Consider the following 17,989-nt stretch of genomic DNA (forward strand, 5'->3'; position numbering starts at 1 on the left):
CAAGTGGATATTGGCGATGCCGGCTACCAGAAGGGGCTCAAGCGCCGGCACATGCACATGATCGCCATTGGCGGCTCCATCGGAACGGGCCTGTTTCTAGGTGCCAGCGGCCGGATGGAGCTCGCCGGCCCGTCGCTGGCCATCGTGTACATCATCTGCGGGGCCTTCGCGTTCTTCGTGGTGCGGGCCCTCGGCGAGTTGGTGATGTACCGGCCGTCGTCGGGCGCATTTGTTTCCTACGCCCGTGAGTTCATGGGGGAGAAGGGAGCCTACTCCGTAGGCTGGCTGTACTTCCTGAACTGGTCAACTACTGTCGTGGCAGACATTACGGCCATTGCGCTCTATGTGCATTTCTGGTCCATGTTCGTCTCCATACCGCAATGGCTGTTGGCGCTGACGGCACTGTTGATCGTGGTGGTTATGAACGTCATCTCCGTGAAGCTCTTCGGTGAGATGGAGTACTGGTTCGCGATCATCAAGGTAGGCGCCATCGTAATCTTCGGCATCATCGGCATCTTCCTTATTGTGACCGGAACCGAAATCAGCGGGCACACACCCGGCCTGGCCATGATTGCCGACAACGGTGGATTCTTCCCCCTGGGCATTGCCCCAATGTTCGTCATCGCGCTCGGTGTGGTCTTCGCCTACGGCGGCACCGAAATGGTCGGAGTCGCGGCCGGCGAATCCGACAATCCCCGCGCCGTGATCCCCAAAGCAGTCAACTCCATCATGTGGCGCATCATCCTCTTCTACGCCGGTTCGGTGGTTCTGTTCACCCTGCTGATGCCGTGGACCGCCTACTCGGCGGATGAAAGCCCCTTCGTGACAGTCATGAACGCGGTGGGCATCCCCGGTGCCGGCGACATCATGAACCTAGTGGTCCTGACGGCCGCCATGTCCAGCCTCAACGCCGGGCTCTATGCCACCGGACGCACCTTGCGTTCCATGGCAATGGCCGGGACGGCCCCCAGGTTCGCCAAGCGGATGAACAAGTCCGGCGTTCCCTATGGCGGAATCCTGATCACCAGCTCGGTCGGCGTAGCCGGCGTCATCCTGAATGCCTTCGTTCCGGAGAAGGCCTTTGAAATTGTGCTCAACCTGGCAGGAATCGGCATCGTTGGCACATGGGTGTCAATCATGGTCTGCCACTGGCTGTTCCTGCGCAAGGCGAAGCGCGGCGAGGTCGAGCGGCCCTCGTACAAGCTGCCGTTCGCGCCGGTGACCAACGTGGTGACGCTGGCCTTCCTTGCCATGGTGGTCATGCTCATGGCCATGGACGCCAGCGTTGGCCGGATAACCCTGGGTGTCTTCGCGATCGTGGTGGTGGCGATGGTGATCGGCTGGTACGGCGTCCGCAAACGCATCAACCCGGATGCACTGTCCAGCGTTGCCGGGGGTTCCGGCAACGGCACCGTTGACGAGGAATCTCTTGAAAAGTAAGGCATCAGCAAACACCTCGGAACCTCGCGCGGCCAGACTCGGCATCATTACCGGGTCTGGTCCCGAGGCCGGCCTTGATCTGTGGTCGAAGGTCCTCCGCCACAACCGGTCCATGCTCGGGGAGCTCTACCAGGGCGACGCGGATGCCCCTCACCTGATCATTGTCTCCGTGCCGGAATTGGGCCACTCCATGGAGCTGGAATCGCAGGAAGAGCGCGTGTGGTGGGCGCTGGAGCGTACCGCGCGGCAATTGTCGCCGCAGGTGGATTACTACGTGATCGCCTGCAATACGCTCAACTACTATGCCGACCGCCTCGACGCACTGGGGCTCAGCGCTCGGCTCATCACCCCTACGCAGGTGGTTGTCCAGGAGCTGCAACGGCTGAACACCGACTCCGAGCAAAGCGTGGCGTTGCTTGGCAGCCGGCAGACCATGGACGTCGCCCGGTGGTCGTCTTATGCATCACTCGCCGAGCATTTCCGCGTGGAACTGCCGGCCGACGACGACTCGCTGCACAGGCTGATATACGACGTTAAGCAGGCTGGCGGTTCAACGCCGCGGATCGAGGATGCCTTTCTTTCGTTGACCGACTCACTGGACAGCACCGTGGTGTTGCAAGCGTGCACGGAGCTGCCGCTGATCAATGTGAGCAGCGAAGCGGCCGCAAAAACGTTGATCGACGTGTCCGATCTGTTGGCGCGGGCCTTGGCGGAAAAACACGTGGATGCCCTGCTGGCCGGCCTCGGTCACGACGCGGACGGCGCCGACCCACGACTGCTCGTCGTATACACGGGCGGAACGTTTGGCATGCATGACTTGGGTGCCGGCCTGGAAGCCAATGCCGAGCTGAAGGCGGAAATCTCGGCACTGATCGACGAGTACGACGAACGCCGGACCACCCGGCTGCGCTGGGGCTACGTCAAGTTGGACCGGATCATCGACAGCGCGGAATCGAGCCAGCAAACGGCCGTTGACCTTGCTGCGGAAATCCGTAGCAACCTCGACGGGGCGGCCGGGCAAGCGGAGTATGACGGCGTGCTCGTCATTCACGGCACGGACACCCTGGCCTATACGGCATCCCGCGTAGCCTTCGAGCTTGCGGACCTGCACATTCCGGTGGTCTTCACCGGAGCACAATTGCCGCTCGGGTTTACCGGCAGCGATGCGCCGTCGAACTTTGCGTACGCCCTGGACGTGCTTACGGGAGTGGTCACCCGGCAAACCTGGGTGGCGTTGAACCATGAGCTGCACCCGGCCGTCCGGGTCAGCAAATATTCCAGCGAAAGCATGGCTGGTTTTGCCTCACCGAGGCCCCTGGCGCCGGTTACCAACCAGGCTCTGGCGGACGCCGTCGTTGTCGACAAGGCCATGCAAGGGGCTGGGAATGCCCGAAACATCGGCCTGCTCTCTGTCTTCCCTGGTATCTCCGCGGAAAATCTGCGCGCGGCCCTGGCCTGCTACCCCGACGGCTTGGTGATGGAATGTTACGGTGCCGGAACCGCGCCCGTGAACACGCCGGGGTTCGTTGACGCGCTGGCGGCAGCCGTGAACGCGGGAACCCCTGTGCTGGCCATTACCCAGTGCCAGACCGGGGCCGTGAGCCTTTCGCGCTACGCGGTGGGCTCGGTCCTGGCCGACGCCGGCGTGATAGGCGGCGGTGACATGACGCTGGAGGCGGCCCTTGCCAAGCTGGGCTACCTGGTGAGCCGGGACTTGGACCTCGCCGCAATCCGGGATGCTCTCGCCGTCAACCTGATAGGTGAAATCACCACCGCCTACTAGGCTTGGGGATTCCGTTGCCAATGTTGCCCCGTTGCCAGAGTCCGGCGGAAGAGATCAGATTCACCGGCACCACTTACAACCGAACCGAGTTTCAAATGACACACACCAGCACCTCCCCGCATCCTTCCCCCACGAGCCGCACGGAAACAGACTTCATGGGCACCCGGGATGTGCCGGACACGGCCTACTGGGGCATCCAGACACTCCGGGCCAAAGAGAACTTTCCGATTACCGGCATCCCCATCTCTTCCTATCCCGTACTGGTCAAGGCGCTGGCTCAGGTCAAGCACGCAGCCGTCCTGGCCAACTACGATCTGGGGCTGATCGACGAAACCAAAAAGGATGCCATCGTCCGGGCGTGCCTGGACATCGAGAATGGCCAGTTGCTGGACCAGTTCGTCGTCGATGTGATTCAAGGCGGGGCGGGGACGTCCACGAACATGAACGCCAACGAAGTGATCGCCAACAGGGCACTGGAACACCTAGGCCGCAGCAAGGGTGACTACGCCGCCATCCACCCCAACGGAGACGTCAATCTCGGACAATCAACGAACGACGTGTATCCAAGCGCCCTGAAAATCGCGGCCATCAACGGCGCCGGCCAGCTCCTGGAAGCAATGGGCTACCTCCGTACGGCGTTCTCCCGCAAAGCCCTGGAGTTCGAAGACGTCGTCAAAGTCGGCAGGACCCAGCTGCAGGACGCCGTACCCATGACCCTTGGGCAGGAATTCAGCACGTACGCCGTCATGGTCGAGGAAGACGAGCTCAGGGTGAAGGAAGCCTTGGTGCACCTGCACGAAATCAATCTCGGAGCGACGGCCATCGGAACGGGCATCAATACGCACCCGCAGTATGCTGCTGCCTCCTGCGCGCATCTGCAGCGAATCACAGGACTGCCCCTGGCAACGGCGGCGAACCTCGTGGAAGCGACCCAGGACTGTGGTTCCTTCGTCCTGTTCTCCGGAACCCTCAAGCGGGTGGCCGTGAAACTCTCGAAGATCTGCAACGACCTGAGGCTTCTATCCTCCGGCCCCCGTGCCGGATTTGCTGAGATCAACCTTCCCCCGCGGCAGGCCGGCTCCAGCATCATGCCCGGCAAGGTCAACCCGGTCATCCCCGAGGTCGTCAACCAGGTTGCTTTTGAGGTGATAGGAAACGACCTCACGATCACCATGGCCGCAGAAGCAGGCCAGTTACAGCTCAATGCCTTCGAACCAATCATCGGCCGCTCTCTGTTCGCCAGCCTGTCGCACCTGACCGCTGCCTGCACCACGCTCGCGGATCACTGCATTGACGGGATCACCGCCAACAAGGAATTCCTCCGGTCCCAGGTCGAGGCCAGCATTGGAGTCGTGACCATCCTTAACCCGCTCATCGGCTATGACGCCGCGACATCAATCGCCAGGCAGGCTCTGGTAACCGGGCGCAGCGTCACGGAACTCGTCCTCGAACGCGGCCTGCTCAGCGCCGAGGAACTAAACGAGATCCTTCGCCCCGAGCACCTCGCCAACCCGCAGGACTCAGCCGATATCGACGTCCAGCAGTGACTGCGTAGCGAGCTATCCAGCAGTCCACCCGCCATCCAGCACGATGTTGCTACCGGTCATCGAAGTGGCCGCATCTGAGCAGGCGAACGCCACAGCCTCGGCGATCTCGGATGCCTCTGCCAGGCGCTTCAGCGGCTGTTTGGCGAGCAGGATCTTCTCCAGCACCTCGGACTCGGGAATTCCATGGGTTCTGGCTTGATCTTTCAGCTGCGCTTCGATTATCGGCGTTCGGACGTAGCCGGGATTGATGCAGACGCTGGTCACACCGTGCGGCGCGCCTTCGAGTGCGGTTACCTTCGAGAGCCCCTCCAATCCATGCTTGGCGGAGACGTAGGCACCCTTGAATTCGCTTGCGCGCAGTCCGTGAGCGGAGGAAATGTTCACGATCCGTCCCCAGCCCCGGTCGTACATCGCCGGCAGAACTGCTCGGATCAGCAAAAACGGCGCGGTCAGCATCAACTGCTGGATCAGCTGCCACTTCTCGACCGGGAATTCGTGCAATGGGGCAACATGCTGGATCCCGGCGTTGTTCACCAGGATGTCGGCATCGAGGCTGAGGCCCGCCAGAGCGGCAGTGTCGCTGAGGTCAATAGGCCAGCTCTCAACCTCTGCACCGGTGCCTCGAAGCTGCTCGGCAAACGACTCGAGCTTCTCCTGGTTAATGTCCGCCACGGTGAGCCGGGCACCGGCACCGGCCAGCCGGGTCGCCGTGGCGGCGCCGATGCCGCTTGCTGCGCCGGTAATGATTGCGTGTCGTCCGGTTAGGGTGTTTTCAGTCATAGCCTCAGGCTAATCGCCGGGTTGGAATGACAGCGATGTGATTCCCCTTTACGATGGAGGAGGTTTTGCAATCGAGAAGGAGTATTCATGAGTCGAGCAATGGTGAACGGCGCGGTGTCGTCCGTCGATACCGATGTCGCCGATGATCATGGACTCTCCGAGCGAGATCAGCAGATCCTCGCGTTCGAACGGCAGTGGTGGCGCTACGCCGGCGCCAAGGAGCAGGCGATCCGGGACCAGTTTGGCCTGAGTGCCACGAACTACTTCCAGATTTTGAACGGCCTGCTGGATTCCCCGGCCGCGCTGCAGCACGATCCGATGCTGGTCAAGCGCCTTCGCCGGATGCGGGACTCAAGGCAGCGTGAACGCTCCGCGCGCCGGCTTGGCCCGACCAGGGCGTAATGTAGTAGCCATATGTCTGATCAGTATCCGCGTGACGAATTCGACGATGTCCCTCCCACCGATCGCAAAGGGGCGCACCGTGTCGCCCCATCGAAACTGGGTGGAGTGTCCGCACGTGTATTCGTTGCCATAGTCGCTCTCGTCGCCATCCTGCTGGGAGTGGCGGTCTTCAACATTGTCCGTTCGGGGCAGGCCGGCGTCGATGACACGGTCGCCGAAAGCACCGCGACGCCATCGAAGGGTGCGGAGCCGAAAGAGACCGAGACGGCAACCGATAAAGCCACGGATGAGGCAACCGAAGAAGCGAAGGACGTCGACAAGACGGTCAGTATCTCGGTGCTGAACTCCACCTCGCAGAAGGGGCTGGCGAGCACGGTCGCCAAGCGGCTGAAGGACGACGGCTGGAAAGCGCCATCGACGGGCAACTACCGCAGCTCCGTCACCACGACGACTGTGTACTACGTCTCGGACGACTTGCGCGACACCGCTCAGGCGATCGCCGACGCACTCGGCTCTTCTGAGATCCAGGAATCCCGGGACTTCAATGCGAAGATCACTGTCGTAGTTGCCTCGGATTACCAGGACTCCTGACCGCCCAAAGTTCTGCGGCCAGACCCGTTGACTGATGCCTGGCCGAAGAGCGCTGCGCCGGGAAACGTAACGGTTGTATCTCGCAATTCATGACTCACGTCACAAACGGCATCGCGTCCTATTAGTGTTGTGCCTGGTCAAACAGTTCGATAAGCAATCCCTCTCCCCGAAAGTTTCCTCGTCATCTGGCGAGACGAATCCCCGGACGGACGGGCCAGGCAAGTTGAACCATCGCGGAACGCGTGAGCGTTGGACCCTGTCCGATCGGGATGTGCCGTTGGACGGCAATTTTCAGCAAGTGAAATTGGAGCAACACATGGCTCAGGGAACCGTAAAGTGGTTCAATGCCGAAAAAGGGTATGGATTCATCACTGTGGACGGTGGCGGACCGGACGTTTTCGTCCACTGGTCGTCGATCCAGATGGATGGCTACCGAAGCCTCGAAGAGGGTCAGCAGGTTGAATTTGAGGTGGGTACCGGTCAGAAGGGTCCACAGGCAGAGGCGGTTCGCCCGGCCTGAGCATCTGCTCAGCTGCATCCCGCAATAGCTATCGCTTCATCGTGAGCAGTTTTCGAAGTCTGACGTCGTCCGAGGTTTGGGCGGCGTCTTTCTTCTTGCACTCTCGAGCTGAGAGTGCTAAATCTAGAGTTAGCACTCTCGCTATGAGAGTGCCACCATCTCGGGTTTAGTGAGAGTCCTACGTCGCTTCGCGTGCAGGGATCGTTGAAGCGGCTGGCTCGGCCGTCGCGGGCGCTTTACCCGGGATCTCCATCCATACCCGGTACCGGGAGGGACGATAAGCCGCCATGGCTAAGATCATTACTTTCAACGAAGAGGCCCGTCGCGGCCTCGAGCGGGGACTCAACACCCTCGCTGACGCGGTTAAGGTCACGCTTGGCCCCCGCGGTCGCAACGTTGTTTTGGAAAAGAAGTGGGGAGCCCCCACTATCACCAACGACGGCGTGTCCATCGCTAAGGAAATCGAGCTCGAGGATCCTTACGAAAAGATCGGCGCGGAACTCGTCAAAGAGGTCGCAAAGAAGACCGATGACGTCGCAGGTGACGGAACCACTACGGCTACCGTTCTTGCTCAGGCACTGGTTCGCGAAGGCCTGCGCAATGTCGCAGCCGGAGCAGATCCGCTCAGCCTCAAGCGCGGCATCGAAAAGGCCGTTGCTGCCGTCACCGAACAGCTGCTGAACAGCGCCACCGAGGTTGAGACCAAGGAGCAGATTGCTGCTACCGCCGGTATCTCCGCCGGTGACCCTGCGATCGGTGAACTCATTGCCGAAGCAATCGACAAGGTCGGCAAAGAGGGCGTCGTAACCGTTGAGGAGTCCAACACCTTCGGCCTTGAGCTTGAGCTCACCGAGGGTATGCGCTTCGACAAGGGTTACATCTCCGGCTACTTCGTTTCTGACGCAGAGCGTCAGGAGACAGTCCTCGAAGATCCTTACGTCCTCGTGGTCAATTCGAAGATCTCGAACGTCAAGGACCTGCTTCCGCTGCTTGAGAAGATCCAGCAGTCCGGCAAGCCGCTGCTGATCATCGCCGAAGACGTTGAGGGCGAGGCTCTCGCCGTTCTCGTCGTGAACAAGATCCGCGGAACCTTCAAGTCGGTTGCCGTCAAGGCTCCTGGCTTCGGAGACCGCCGCAAGGCTCAGCTGGCCGATATCGCCATCCTCACCGGTGGTCAGGTCATCGCCGAAGAGGTCGGCCTGAAGCTCGAGAACGCAACTCTCGAACTGCTGGGAACCGCCCGCAAGGTAGTTGTCACCAAGGACGAAACCACCATCGTTGAGGGTGCTGGCGACGCCGAAGAGATCGCGGGACGCGTTGCACAGATTCGCGCCGAGATCGACAACTCCGATTCGGACTACGACCGTGAGAAGCTGCAGGAGCGTCTGGCGAAGCTTGCCGGCGGCGTTGCAGTCATCAAGGCCGGAGCCGCTACCGAAGTTGAGCTGAAGGAGCGCAAGCACCGCATCGAAGATGCAGTGCGTAACGCCAAGGCAGCCGTCGAAGAAGGCATCGTCGCCGGTGGTGGCGTTGCTCTGATTCAGGCTGGCGAGAAGGCTTTCGCAAGCCTGCAGCTCGAGGGTGACGAGGCAACCGGCGCTAACATCGTCAAGGTTGCCATCGACGCACCGCTGAAGCAGATCGCGTTCAATGCCGGGCTCGAGCCAGGCGTTGTCGCTGAGAAGGTACGTAACCTCGATGCGGGCCACGGTCTGAACGCCGCGACCGGTCAGTTCGAGGATCTGCTTGCCGCTGGAATCAATGACCCGGTCAAGGTGACCCGTTCCGCTCTGCAGAACGCCGCCTCTATCGCCGGTCTGTTCCTTACCACGGAAGCAGTTGTCGCCGACAAGCCGGAAAAGTCTGCTCCGGCAGCTGCCGGTCCTGAGGGAGACATGGGCGGCATGGGCTTCTAGTCCACACCGCTCCTGAAGAGGGCCGGCCCGAGTAGTCTCGGGCCGGCCCTTTTTGTCGTTTTCGCTAGTTGCGGCGTCGGTCGTCGCGACGCTGGGCACGCCATTCCCGCAGGTCCTGCCGCCGTTGATCCCGGCTGTGCGGATGCCGGGCCAGATGTTGCTGCGTCGGCGCGACTATTGGCCGGGCGGGAAGCGCACCCGGCTCGGACTCGATTGCCTGCCTGCGCTTCTGCTCCCGGCGCTCCAGATGCCGCACTTCGTCCTCGATGACGTCCCGCTTGTTGATCAGCTGTGTCACCACGCCGATTCCGGTGCCGACTATCGGGAAGATCGGCCAGAAGAAATAGGGGTCGCCATTCATGAAGGACGTGGCAATCCAGATCGCTCCGGTTATTGCGGACGTGCTGGCGAAGCCGGTGAAACGCGCCCGTAATCCTCGTCGGTACGATCGTTCGGCTTGGGCGGGGAAGTCCTTCCCTGACGCTTCGGCGATGCCGGTGACTGGCAGCAAATCCTCCAGCAGCGGCGGGAACTCACCAAGCATTCGAGCACTAAGGACTGACTCGGCCCGCTCATCGTACTCCTCGCGGTCAAGGCGTCCGTCCGCGTATGCGTCCGCGACGACCTGGCTGACGATAGCGCGATCCTGATCCGAGGCGCGAAGCTGCGCATACTGCGGATCCCGTGGATCTTTCGATAGCTGTTCCCATACGGGCACAGCGTCATCGGACGAAGTCATAGCTCTAGTCTCTCACTGTCTCACCCGCGTTCCAGGTCTCGAATATCGATCCCGTTCCAGGGTGCCCGGGCGGTAAGAGGATAGTCTGACCGATGTGGTCATTTCCGCCCTGATCCTGCTGGCGATATTTGTCGGCGCCTGTTCTCAGCGCATCACCGGGATGGGCTTTGCCCTCGTCTCGGCTCCTTTTCTGGTGCTTCTGCTCGGTCCGTTCCCTGGCGTGATGGTTGTCAATCTGTGTGGCATCATTTCCTCAGGATTTGTGCTGAGCCGGGTATGGCGGTCCGTTGAATGGAAGACCTGCGGCTGGCTCGTCATGTTCGCGGTGATCGGCATCATTCCCGGTGCCTGGCTGGCCAGCGTCGTTCACCCCACGGCGCTTGAGATCACGATCGGCGGCCTGCTGATCGTGGCGCTGTCCATTTCGATCCTGGCATCGAAGTTTGCGGATGCCGCCTCTCCCACCCTCCCGAACAAGATGGCGGCCGGTTTCCTGTCCGGCGCCATGAACGCTGCGGCCGGCGTCGGTGGCCCGGCGGTGAGTGTCTACGCTGTGGCGACGCGCTGGGAACAACGGGCATTCGCGGCCACGCTGCAGCCGTATCTGTTGGTTGTCTCCGTTTTGTCGCTGACCGGAAAGCTGATCCTGGAGCCGACTGGCTGGCCGACCATTCCGATCTGGTTGTGGGCATCGATGCTCGGAGTGCTGATGGCGGGAGTTTTCGTCGGCGACAAGCTGTCCCATCGGGTCTCGCCGCTGACCGCGCGGCGGATACTGATCGTCCTGGCCTATGCCGGCGCCCTGGCAACCCTGATCAAGGGGCTGGTCTCTCTTGGGTAGCCAGAGTTTGCCAAGGTGAGGTAGCGGTTCGTCACACCTTCGCCAGAGCAAGCGCAACGGCTTCGATGTCGCGAGGCGTGGTTCGGCAGCAGCCACCGATTATTGCTGCACCAGCCTGGTACAGGCCACGGCCGACATCGTCGAAATTCTGCCTCCCGGCGGTACCCAACCAGGCCTGGGAGCCCGCGTCCCACAACTCACCTGAATTCGGGTAGGCAACGATAGGCAGACTGGTGTGGTTCCGCAGGACGGCCACCAGTTGGTTGGCCAGCTCGGCAGGAACACAGTTGACGCCGATCGCGGAAACCTCCTGTCCTGCCATCCGCGCGCAGTCGGCGAGCGGCGTCCCATCGCTGATTCGCGCCCCGTCACGCGCGCTGAACGTGAGCCAGGAATCGATCTCCGGGAAGTCGGCCAAGACCGAGAGCAGAGCTTCGGCCTCCCGCGCCGACGGTATGGTCTCGCAGGCGAACAGCTCAGAACCGGCCTCGGCCAGGATTTCAATCCGAGGACGATGAAACGCCGCAAGCTGGCGGACAGTCAGGCCGTCGTCCCCCCGATACTCGGAACCATCAGCGAGATAGGCGCCATAGGGGCCGATGGACGTCGCGACAATCGGCTGGACTAATCTGCCCGGCGCCGCCGCAGATGCCTCGTCCCGAGCGTGCTTGGCAAGCAGCAGACTTGACCGCAGCAGCTGTTCGGCTTCGAGGTTGGTATACCCCCGGGCTTTGAGCCCGGGGAGGGTCGCCTGATAGCTCGACGTCAGAATGATGTCCGCCCCGGCATCGAGATAATCGCGATGCACCGCGGAAATGACGCCGGGCTTCTCGGCAAGGAGCTGGGCTGACCACAGGCCCCCGTCGAGTGCCTCCCCTCGACGGGTCAGCTCTGTGCCCAGCGCGCCATCCAGAACCAGGTACTTCCTCGCCGCGAGCATGGCGTTAAGGGAACTCACTCCTGCACCTTCCGCGGTCATCGGTTTTTGTTCGACGGGTCGATGGTAACGCTCCACAAGCCAACCATGCACCGGCGAAAGCTGGCCGACGATGTGTCATCCCTTCCGCGTCGTAGGCTAAACAACAGCGCAATGTGATGTCGAGGAAAGGAACAACCCGATGGCCGCAGGTCCCGGAGCTCGATTCGAGCCGCCAGGTGACGGGTCAGCTGATCCGCACGCCCCATACGTCGCTGACGTACGGCGGTACGCAAACTTCGAATATCGCCGGGTCGGCACTTCGGGGCTCTTACTGCCGCCGATTTCGCTCGGGCTTTGGTACAACTTCGGTGACAATCGGCCCTTCGACACCCAGCGTGAAGTTCTTCGGTTCGCCTTTGACCACGGCATTACCCATTTCGATCTGGCAAACAACTATGGGCCACCTGCCGGTTCGGCCGAGGAGAATTTCGGCCGGATGATGCGCGGGGATTTTTCCGCCTACCGCAACGAGCTGGTTATCTCGTCCAAGGCAGGGTGGGACATGTGGCCCGGGCCGTACGGCAGACTCGGGTCCCGAAAATACCTGCTGAGCAGCCTGGACGAATCGCTGAAGCGAATGAACCTCGATTACGTTGACATCTTCTACTCGCACCGCTTCGACCCGGACACGCCGCTGGAGGAAACCATCGGCGCCCTGGACACGGCGGTACGGTCCGGGCGGGCCCTGTATGCCGGGATCTCCTCGTACTCGCGGGACAGAACTGAGGAAGCCGCGAAGATCGCATCGGATCTCGGGTTACCGCTGATAATCCATCAGCCGGCCTATTCGTTGCTCAACCGCTGGATCGAAGACGGCCTCACCGAGACGCTGGCAGCGCAGGGGATGGGCGCGATCGCTTTCACGCCACTGGCTCAGGGCATGCTGACCTCAAAGTATCTGGGGCATGCCGGAGAAGTGGAACGCGCCACCGATCGGCCAAGCTTCAAGTCAAGTTTCCTAACCGATGCGAACCGGCAGACGCTTCGTGCGCTGAACGCAGTGGCGGAGCGACGAGGGCAGAGTCTGGCTCAGATGGCAATCGCCTGGGTGCTGCGCGACCGGACGGTTACCTCCGCGCTGATCGGAGCCTCCAGCGTGGGTCAACTCGAGGAGAATCTCGGCGCGATGGACAACCTTGAGTTCGCCGAAGAAGAGCTGGCCGAAATAGATCAGATCGCGACGGACGGCGACGTCAACAACTGGGCGGCCTCATCGGATTTGTGAGCCACAAGGGGTGGTATATACAGCGATCACACAGCTTCGTGTTTGATAATTAGGTACTTACCGGCCGGTTCTCGCAATAGGGTTATGGCCGGGCGAAACTGCGGATGGGGAGATCTGGTGACTGTAGTTTTCATTGTCATCTTGCTCGTTCTGGGCGTTGTGCTGTTTGCCAAGTACCGTCAGAACGAGAAGAAGAAGACTGAAGAGCTCGAATCACAGTTGGCCATCGTGAAGTCGGCCGCCGAGGAAGACGTCACAAAGTTCGGTGAGGAAGTCGTCGATCTGGACAATGTCACTGCCGGTGCGTCACTCGATACCGGTGGGCGCCAGGACTACCAGCGCGCGCTCGACTCCTACGAGACCGCAAAATCCCAGCTCGACCGGGTCGCCGTGCCAGATGATATTCGCGGGGTGACTGAGGCGCTTGAGGACGGTCGTTACGCGGCCGCCTGCGTCAACGCCCGGGTCAACGGCGAGCCGCTTCCGACCAGACGACCGCCATGCTTCTTCAACCCGCAGCATGGCCCATCCACGCAGGATGTCGACTGGGCTCCGGCAGGCGGCCAGCCCCGGCCAGTACCGGTGTGTGCGGCCGATGCCGAGCGTGTTCTGGTCGGCGCGGAACCGGCGGTGCGCAAGGTTTCCACCGGCAACGGCACAGACCGTCGGGCCTACTGGGAAGCGGGGCCCGCCTACGCCCCCTATAACCAGGGGTACTTCAATAGCTACGCGGGCTCCGGCCTGCTGCCTGGTGTGCTGATGGGCGCCATGCTCTTCGGTGGCTTTGGTGGCGGCTGGGATTCGGCCGGCGCAGGATACGAAGGTGGCGGAGAAGGTGGCGACGGCGGCGGCGGAGATGCTGGCGGTGACGGCGGCGGCGACGCAGGGGGAGACGCCGGTGGTGACGGTGGCGGCTTCTTTGACGGTGGTGGCGACGGCGGCGGCTTCGACTTCGGTGGCTTCGACTTCTGAGCCGATGCCGGATCACCTGGCGGTCGATTCGCACACGTCGTCCGGCAATTCGCGCTAATGGCAATTTTTGTTGATGCGCCCATCTGGCCCGCACACGGGCGAAGATGGGCGCATCTCATTTGTGATACCGGTTTCGCCGAACTGCATGCTTTCGCGGCAAGCCAGGAGATTCCGGCCAGGGCGTTCGATGGCGACCACTACGATGTGCCTGCGGAGTCCATTTCCAGGCTTCTCTCCGCCGGAGCGACACAGGTCAGCACCCGGGACATGGTCCGCATCCTCCGCGACAGCAAGCTGCGATCGATGCGGCCGCGAAGTGCCAAACCCGGCTATGCCTCCCGCCGGATCGCCGTGGGCGCTGGCATCGTCCTTGCCGCCGCACAAGGGGCCGGACAGCAGCCCCCTGAGCGGGCTGCGCTTTCTGAACTCGGCTTCGCGGCACTCGCGGTCGGAAAGTCGCTGGGGGACGTGGTCGCCCGAGCCGAATCGTCCAGGCCGGCGCTTGATTCTGTAGTGGTCGTCGGGGCGTTCGAACCAGCACCGGCACTCGCTCAGCTGCAGGCGGTGAGCTCGGACTTCCGGCTTGCCGATGGCGGCTTCGCCTCGCTCGACGGTCGGACCCGACTTCGGCATCGCGACGGAGCCGAGATTATCGGCCGGGTGCACTGGCCCGCGCTTCGTGAATAGCCTCGCAACATGATTGAGTTAGACACTCACCACCCGTACACCACGAATGAGGAATGACATGCGCTCTGTCCAGATCCGCGACGACATGATCCGCCTCGGTCAGTTCCTCAAGCTCGCCGGGCTGGCGGAGGACGGCACTGAAGCCAAGGCATTGCTGGACGACGATCTGGTGAAGGTGAACGGAACGCTCGAGTTCCGCCGTGGCCGGCAGCTGCACATCGGAGACGTCGTCCGATTGGGCAAGGAAGAGGTCGAGGTGATCGGCAATGCGTGACGAATCCCGACTCTCATCGCCTGGTAGATCGGTACGCCGAGCAGTGGTGACTGCAGACCCGATCGTTCCGCAGGAACTGCAGGACCTGGTCGCCATGGATGCGGCAGGTGCCGTCGTGGGCTTCAGCGGAATCGTTCGAAACCACGACAGGAGCCGGCCGGTGACCGGACTCGACTACGAGGCGCATCCGGATGCGGATCGCACCGTGAAACAACTGGTGAACGAGATCGTGGCTGCGCACGCCGTGGACGCGGTGGCAGTTGCCCACCGGACTGGCCAGCTGAGAATTGGCGACGTTGCCTTCGGCGTGGCGGTGTCGGCGGCACACCGGCACGAGGCTTTCGCTGCCTGCGAAGAGATCGTTGAGACGGTTAAGCGCGAACTGCCGATCTGGAAGCATCAGACGTTTGAGGACGGCAGTGCTGAATGGGTCGGCAGCGCGTAGCAGACGCCGACTGTCCGCGCCTGGCAGACGGGGCTATCCGCCTGGCAGACGGGCTATCCGCCTGCGAACGGTGGTAGCACGTCCACGGTGTCGCCGGACCCGATCATCGGTGTCTGACCGCTGGAAACCGCCGAGGCGGATACCGAACGGCCGTTGACCAGATAGCTGCAAGCCGGCAGAACCGGCCGCAACGTCTTGTGCCGGGCGCTGAGCACCTCGAGCAGCTCGGTGAGGGTCAGCGATACCGGGAGCTCCAATGCCTCCTCATCGCGTAACACGGCAGCGCGCGCCGCAGCGAAGTAGCGCACGGTCACAGCAGACGTCATCCTGGTCAACCCCCGATCGCGCTCATCGAGCGTGACGGATTCGCGAAGCCATCTCCGGTTCCGTTGACGTCGATGCCGTGACCGGCCTTCTTGCGCCACATCGATCCCTGCCAGGCGTGCATGATCTGTTCGTCGCTTGATCCGTCCCGGAGTAGCGAGCGGAGATCCGTCTCGGAGGTGGAGAAGAGGCAGTTCCGAATCTGACCGTCGGCGGTGAGCCGGGTGCGATCGCAGCTGGCGCAGAAGTTACGGGTCACCGAGCCGATCACGCCGACGATTCCGCTGGCGTCAGTCACGCGAGACCGTGCAAGCCATGTCTCGGCGGGCGCGGCGCCGCGAGCGGTGGGATCGGTTGCCGCCAGCTCGAAGTCTCTGTTCAGGGACTCAAGAATCTGAGCTGCCGTGATCATGCTGTCCCGGTCCCAGGCGCCCTGGGCGTCGATCGGCATCTGCTCTATGAAGCGCAGCTGATAGTCGTGCTCAAGCGCCCATTCCAGCAGCGTGGCCGCCTCACCGTCATTGACGCCAGGGAGTAACACAGCATTGATCTTGATCGGGTCCAGGCCGGCGGCCCGGGCGGCTTCGAGGCCGGCGATAACCTCGTGGTGGCGATCGCGGTGAGTTATCGCATTGAAGCGCTCGGCGTCGAGCGTATCGAGGGAAACGTTGATTCGGGTGAGACCGGCATCTACCAGGCGCTGGGCACGATGCCGGAGGCCCATCGCATTGGTCGTGAGCGAGGTTTCGATCGCCGCACCGGCCTGGGTCCTCAGCCTCGCGGTGGCGCCGATGATCTTCTCCAGCCCTTTGCGCAGCAAAGGTTCGCCGCCGGTGAAGCGCACCTCGGTGATGCCCAGACGCTCAACCGACAGTGTGACCAACCGGATGATCTCGTCATCGGTCAGCACTTGGTCGTTCGGCAGCCAGTCCAGGCCTGCCTCGGGCATGCAGTACGTGCAGCGCAGATTGCATTTGTCGGTCAGTGACACGCGCAAATCTGTGCCGATCCGGCCGAAGCTGTCGATGAGCGCGTCCGTTGCCGGCCGCTCAGGTGGAGATGCCTCCTGGCCGGTTAGTCTGACCTGCGGAAGGCCCAGATTGACGGACGTCATGTCGTAGCTTTCGCCTGTTGCATCTTTTCGGCCCGCTTCTCTTCACGGAATACTTCGTCTGTCTTCCCAGCTCGCCAGTAGCCGGATATCGACAGCTGGTCGCTGGCAAGTTCGCGGTCTTCGCGCAGATGGGTCCGCAGCTTCCTGACGAAACCCGCTTCGCCGTGCACGAACGCATGGACCCGCCCGGCTGGCCAAGGTGCGCTGGTCACGGCGTTGACGATCATGGAGCCCGTGGGATCGGCGCCCCGATGCAGCCAGACGACGTCGACCCCGCTCGGTGCGTCGACCGGCTGTTCCTCCGTTTGGTCGGCGACTTCGAGAAAGACCTGGCCGCGGGCGGTATCTGGCAGCGCCTCAACGGCGTTCAGTGCGGCCGGAAGGGCGGATTCGTCGGCGACTATCAGGTGCCAGTCGGCAGCAGGCGAGGGAGAGTATGCTCCGCCAGGACCGAGCAGAATTACCTCGTCGCCCTTGTGTGCCGTGGCGGCCCAGGGGCCGGCAATGCCTTCATCGCCATGGACGACGAAGTCGAGGGCGAGCAAGGCCCGGTCGGCGTCGAAGTAACGGACCGTGTAGGTGCGCGGCACGGGGTGGTCGGCACGGGGAAGATTCTCGCGCACGAAACCGATATCGAACGGCTCGCCGTAGTCGACGCCCGGTTGCCGGAACAGTAACTTGACGTATTGATCGGCGAAGTCGTTGGCGGCGAAGCTGGCGAGCTCACTTCCGCCAAGGACAATTCGGCGCATCCGGGGCGTCAGGTCGACGACATCGACGACCTCCAACCGCGTTTGGCGAGGACTGCGCTTGACCGGAGTGGGCTGGTTAGCTGTCAAAGCCGGGTGCTCCCCAGACCGGCGACCAGCGGGAAAGGTCGGATTCTATTGGCACATCGTTGCTGATCACACCGCGAATTTGCAGTTCGAGCGCCGAATTTCTCTGTTGGGATCCGCCCGCTGCCGGAACGAAGGGGTAGAAGGTTCCGCGCTTGTAAAGGTAGACCAGCGCGAGATTGTCGCCCTGGGGGTTGTTGAAGTACATCAGGGAACAGAGCAGCATTGGGCCGAAACCCTGTGATTCCAGGCTGGTGTTCACCGCGTGCAGGTTGGTGACCAGGTCACTGGCGTCTTTGCCTTCGTCGTGGACGACGAGCCAGGTGAATCCGTAGGCGTCTTTGCTTGCCTCCACCTTGGTATCGGCGTCCGCCGCGAGCAGCGATTCGACGTCACTTTGCATGGTCGCGAAGGCGCCGCCTTCTGCTGCCCGGAACGCGACGGCCCCGGCTCCGGTTGGGGTGAAGGCGGTTGCTACCTGCAGGGTGATTGCCGCGCTGGGCAGGGCGAAGAGCTGGTCGAGGTTGGCCTTCTTGGGCTTGGAGCGACCCATCAATGCGTCGAGGAAACCCAT

20 protein-coding genes are annotated in these 17,989 nt (G+C 62.3%); 13 read left to right on the plus strand and 7 right to left on the minus strand.

Translation table 11 applies throughout. The features are described from left to right. Window positions 1–3 precede the first annotated feature (3 nt). From LWF01_RS02165 to aspA, 3 genes are all read left to right on the plus strand, one after another. Window positions 4–1,440, plus strand: a complete 1,437-nt coding sequence (locus LWF01_RS02165) for an amino acid permease (protein ID WP_349639398.1) — start codon at window positions 4–6, stop codon at window positions 1,438–1,440. Beyond that, entirely contained in the window at window positions 1,430–3,223 is a 1,794-nt protein-coding gene (locus LWF01_RS02170; protein WP_349639399.1) for an asparaginase domain-containing protein, read from the plus strand. Before LWF01_RS02165 ends, LWF01_RS02170 begins: the two co-directional genes overlap by 11 nt. Window positions 3,224–3,318: 95 nt before the next feature. Next, on the plus strand, window positions 3,319–4,770 hold the full coding sequence (aspA, locus tag LWF01_RS02175) for an aspartate ammonia-lyase (RefSeq protein ID WP_349639400.1): 1,452 nt from the start codon (window positions 3,319–3,321) through the stop codon (window positions 4,768–4,770). Between the two features lie 12 nt (window positions 4,771–4,782). Here aspA and LWF01_RS02180 read toward each other — a convergent pair whose 3' ends face one another. Next, entirely contained in the window at window positions 4,783–5,550 is a 768-nt protein-coding gene (locus tag LWF01_RS02180; protein ID WP_349639401.1) for a 3-hydroxybutyrate dehydrogenase, read from the minus strand. Between the two features lie 99 nt (window positions 5,551–5,649). On the opposite strand from LWF01_RS02180, the gene LWF01_RS02185 reads away from it, so the two are divergent. The 4 genes from LWF01_RS02185 (at window position 5,650) to groL (ending at window position 8,979) form a co-directional block, all read left to right on the plus strand. Continuing rightward, window positions 5,650–5,952, plus strand: coding sequence for a DUF3263 domain-containing protein (locus LWF01_RS02185; RefSeq protein WP_349640971.1), 303 nt, complete (start codon window positions 5,650–5,652; stop codon window positions 5,950–5,952). Window positions 5,953–6,057: 105 nt separating this feature from the next. After that, entirely contained in the window at window positions 6,058–6,543 is a 486-nt protein-coding gene (locus LWF01_RS02190) for a LytR C-terminal domain-containing protein (RefSeq protein ID WP_349639402.1), read from the plus strand. A 316-nt stretch (window positions 6,544–6,859) separates the two neighbouring features. Further along, window positions 6,860–7,063: a cold-shock protein gene (locus tag LWF01_RS02195; RefSeq protein ID WP_349639403.1), complete on the plus strand. Its 204-nt coding sequence runs from the start codon at window positions 6,860–6,862 to the stop codon at window positions 7,061–7,063. Between the two features lie 287 nt (window positions 7,064–7,350). After that, entirely contained in the window at window positions 7,351–8,979 is a 1,629-nt protein-coding gene (groL, locus tag LWF01_RS02200) for a chaperonin GroEL (RefSeq protein WP_349639404.1), read from the plus strand. A 64-nt stretch (window positions 8,980–9,043) separates the two neighbouring features. Here the strand turns inward: groL and LWF01_RS02205 are convergent, their stop codons facing one another. Then, on the minus strand, window positions 9,044–9,718 hold the full coding sequence (locus LWF01_RS02205) for a DUF1707 SHOCT-like domain-containing protein (protein ID WP_349639405.1): 675 nt from the start codon (window positions 9,716–9,718) through the stop codon (window positions 9,044–9,046). A gap of 94 nt (window positions 9,719–9,812) precedes the next feature. On the opposite strand from LWF01_RS02205, the gene LWF01_RS02210 reads away from it, so the two are divergent. Continuing rightward, a complete protein-coding gene (locus LWF01_RS02210) occupies window positions 9,813–10,559 on the plus strand; it encodes a sulfite exporter TauE/SafE family protein (RefSeq protein WP_349639406.1) in 747 nt (248 codons plus the stop codon). A gap of 31 nt (window positions 10,560–10,590) precedes the next feature. Here LWF01_RS02210 and mmuM read toward each other — a convergent pair whose 3' ends face one another. Beyond that, complete coding sequence (gene mmuM, locus LWF01_RS02215) at window positions 10,591–11,517, minus strand: homocysteine S-methyltransferase (RefSeq protein WP_349639407.1); 927 nt, start codon at window positions 11,515–11,517, stop codon at window positions 10,591–10,593. A gap of 160 nt (window positions 11,518–11,677) precedes the next feature. Between mmuM and mgrA the strand changes: the two genes are divergently transcribed. From mgrA to LWF01_RS02240, 5 genes are all read left to right on the plus strand, one after another. Next, the gene (gene mgrA / locus LWF01_RS02220) at window positions 11,678–12,763 is read left to right on the plus strand and encodes an L-glyceraldehyde 3-phosphate reductase (protein WP_349639408.1); all 1,086 of its coding nucleotides are present in this window, start codon (window positions 11,678–11,680) and stop codon (window positions 12,761–12,763) included. 117 nt (window positions 12,764–12,880) lie between these two features. Continuing rightward, the gene (locus LWF01_RS02225; RefSeq protein ID WP_349639409.1) at window positions 12,881–13,735 is read left to right on the plus strand and encodes a hypothetical protein; all 855 of its coding nucleotides are present in this window, start codon (window positions 12,881–12,883) and stop codon (window positions 13,733–13,735) included. A 57-nt stretch (window positions 13,736–13,792) separates the two neighbouring features. Next, window positions 13,793–14,422 (plus strand): DUF4031 domain-containing protein, encoded by a 630-nt coding sequence (locus LWF01_RS02230; protein ID WP_349639410.1) that lies wholly within the window; start codon window positions 13,793–13,795, stop codon window positions 14,420–14,422. A 58-nt stretch (window positions 14,423–14,480) separates the two neighbouring features. Continuing rightward, window positions 14,481–14,696, plus strand: a complete 216-nt coding sequence (locus LWF01_RS02235) for an RNA-binding S4 domain-containing protein (RefSeq protein WP_349639411.1) — start codon at window positions 14,481–14,483, stop codon at window positions 14,694–14,696. Continuing rightward, on the plus strand, window positions 14,689–15,141 hold the full coding sequence (locus LWF01_RS02240) for a molybdenum cofactor biosynthesis protein MoaE (protein ID WP_349639412.1): 453 nt from the start codon (window positions 14,689–14,691) through the stop codon (window positions 15,139–15,141). The genes LWF01_RS02235 and LWF01_RS02240 overlap by 8 nt, the downstream gene beginning before the upstream one ends. Before the next feature lie 53 nt (window positions 15,142–15,194). Here LWF01_RS02240 and LWF01_RS02245 read toward each other — a convergent pair whose 3' ends face one another. Genes LWF01_RS02245 through pspAB form a run of 4 tightly spaced genes read right to left on the minus strand, consistent with a single transcriptional unit; the run spans window position 15,195 to window position 17,989 of the window. Further along, entirely contained in the window at window positions 15,195–15,467 is a 273-nt protein-coding gene (locus tag LWF01_RS02245) for a MoaD/ThiS family protein (RefSeq protein ID WP_349639413.1), read from the minus strand. A 5-nt stretch (window positions 15,468–15,472) separates the two neighbouring features. Then, window positions 15,473–16,579: a GTP 3',8-cyclase MoaA gene (gene moaA, locus LWF01_RS02250; protein ID WP_349639414.1), complete on the minus strand. Its 1,107-nt coding sequence runs from the start codon at window positions 16,577–16,579 to the stop codon at window positions 15,473–15,475. Continuing rightward, window positions 16,576–17,418, minus strand: a complete 843-nt coding sequence (locus LWF01_RS02255; protein WP_349639415.1) for a siderophore-interacting protein — start codon at window positions 17,416–17,418, stop codon at window positions 16,576–16,578. Before LWF01_RS02255 ends, moaA begins: the two co-directional genes overlap by 4 nt. After that, window positions 17,408–17,989: a PspA-associated protein PspAB gene (gene pspAB, locus LWF01_RS02260; protein ID WP_349639416.1), complete on the minus strand. Its 582-nt coding sequence runs from the start codon at window positions 17,987–17,989 to the stop codon at window positions 17,408–17,410. The genes LWF01_RS02255 and pspAB overlap by 11 nt, the downstream gene beginning before the upstream one ends.

It is taken from the genome of Saxibacter everestensis, assembly GCF_025787225.1.
Taxonomy (GTDB): Bacteria; Actinomycetota; Actinomycetes; order Actinomycetales; family Brevibacteriaceae; genus Saxibacter; species Saxibacter everestensis.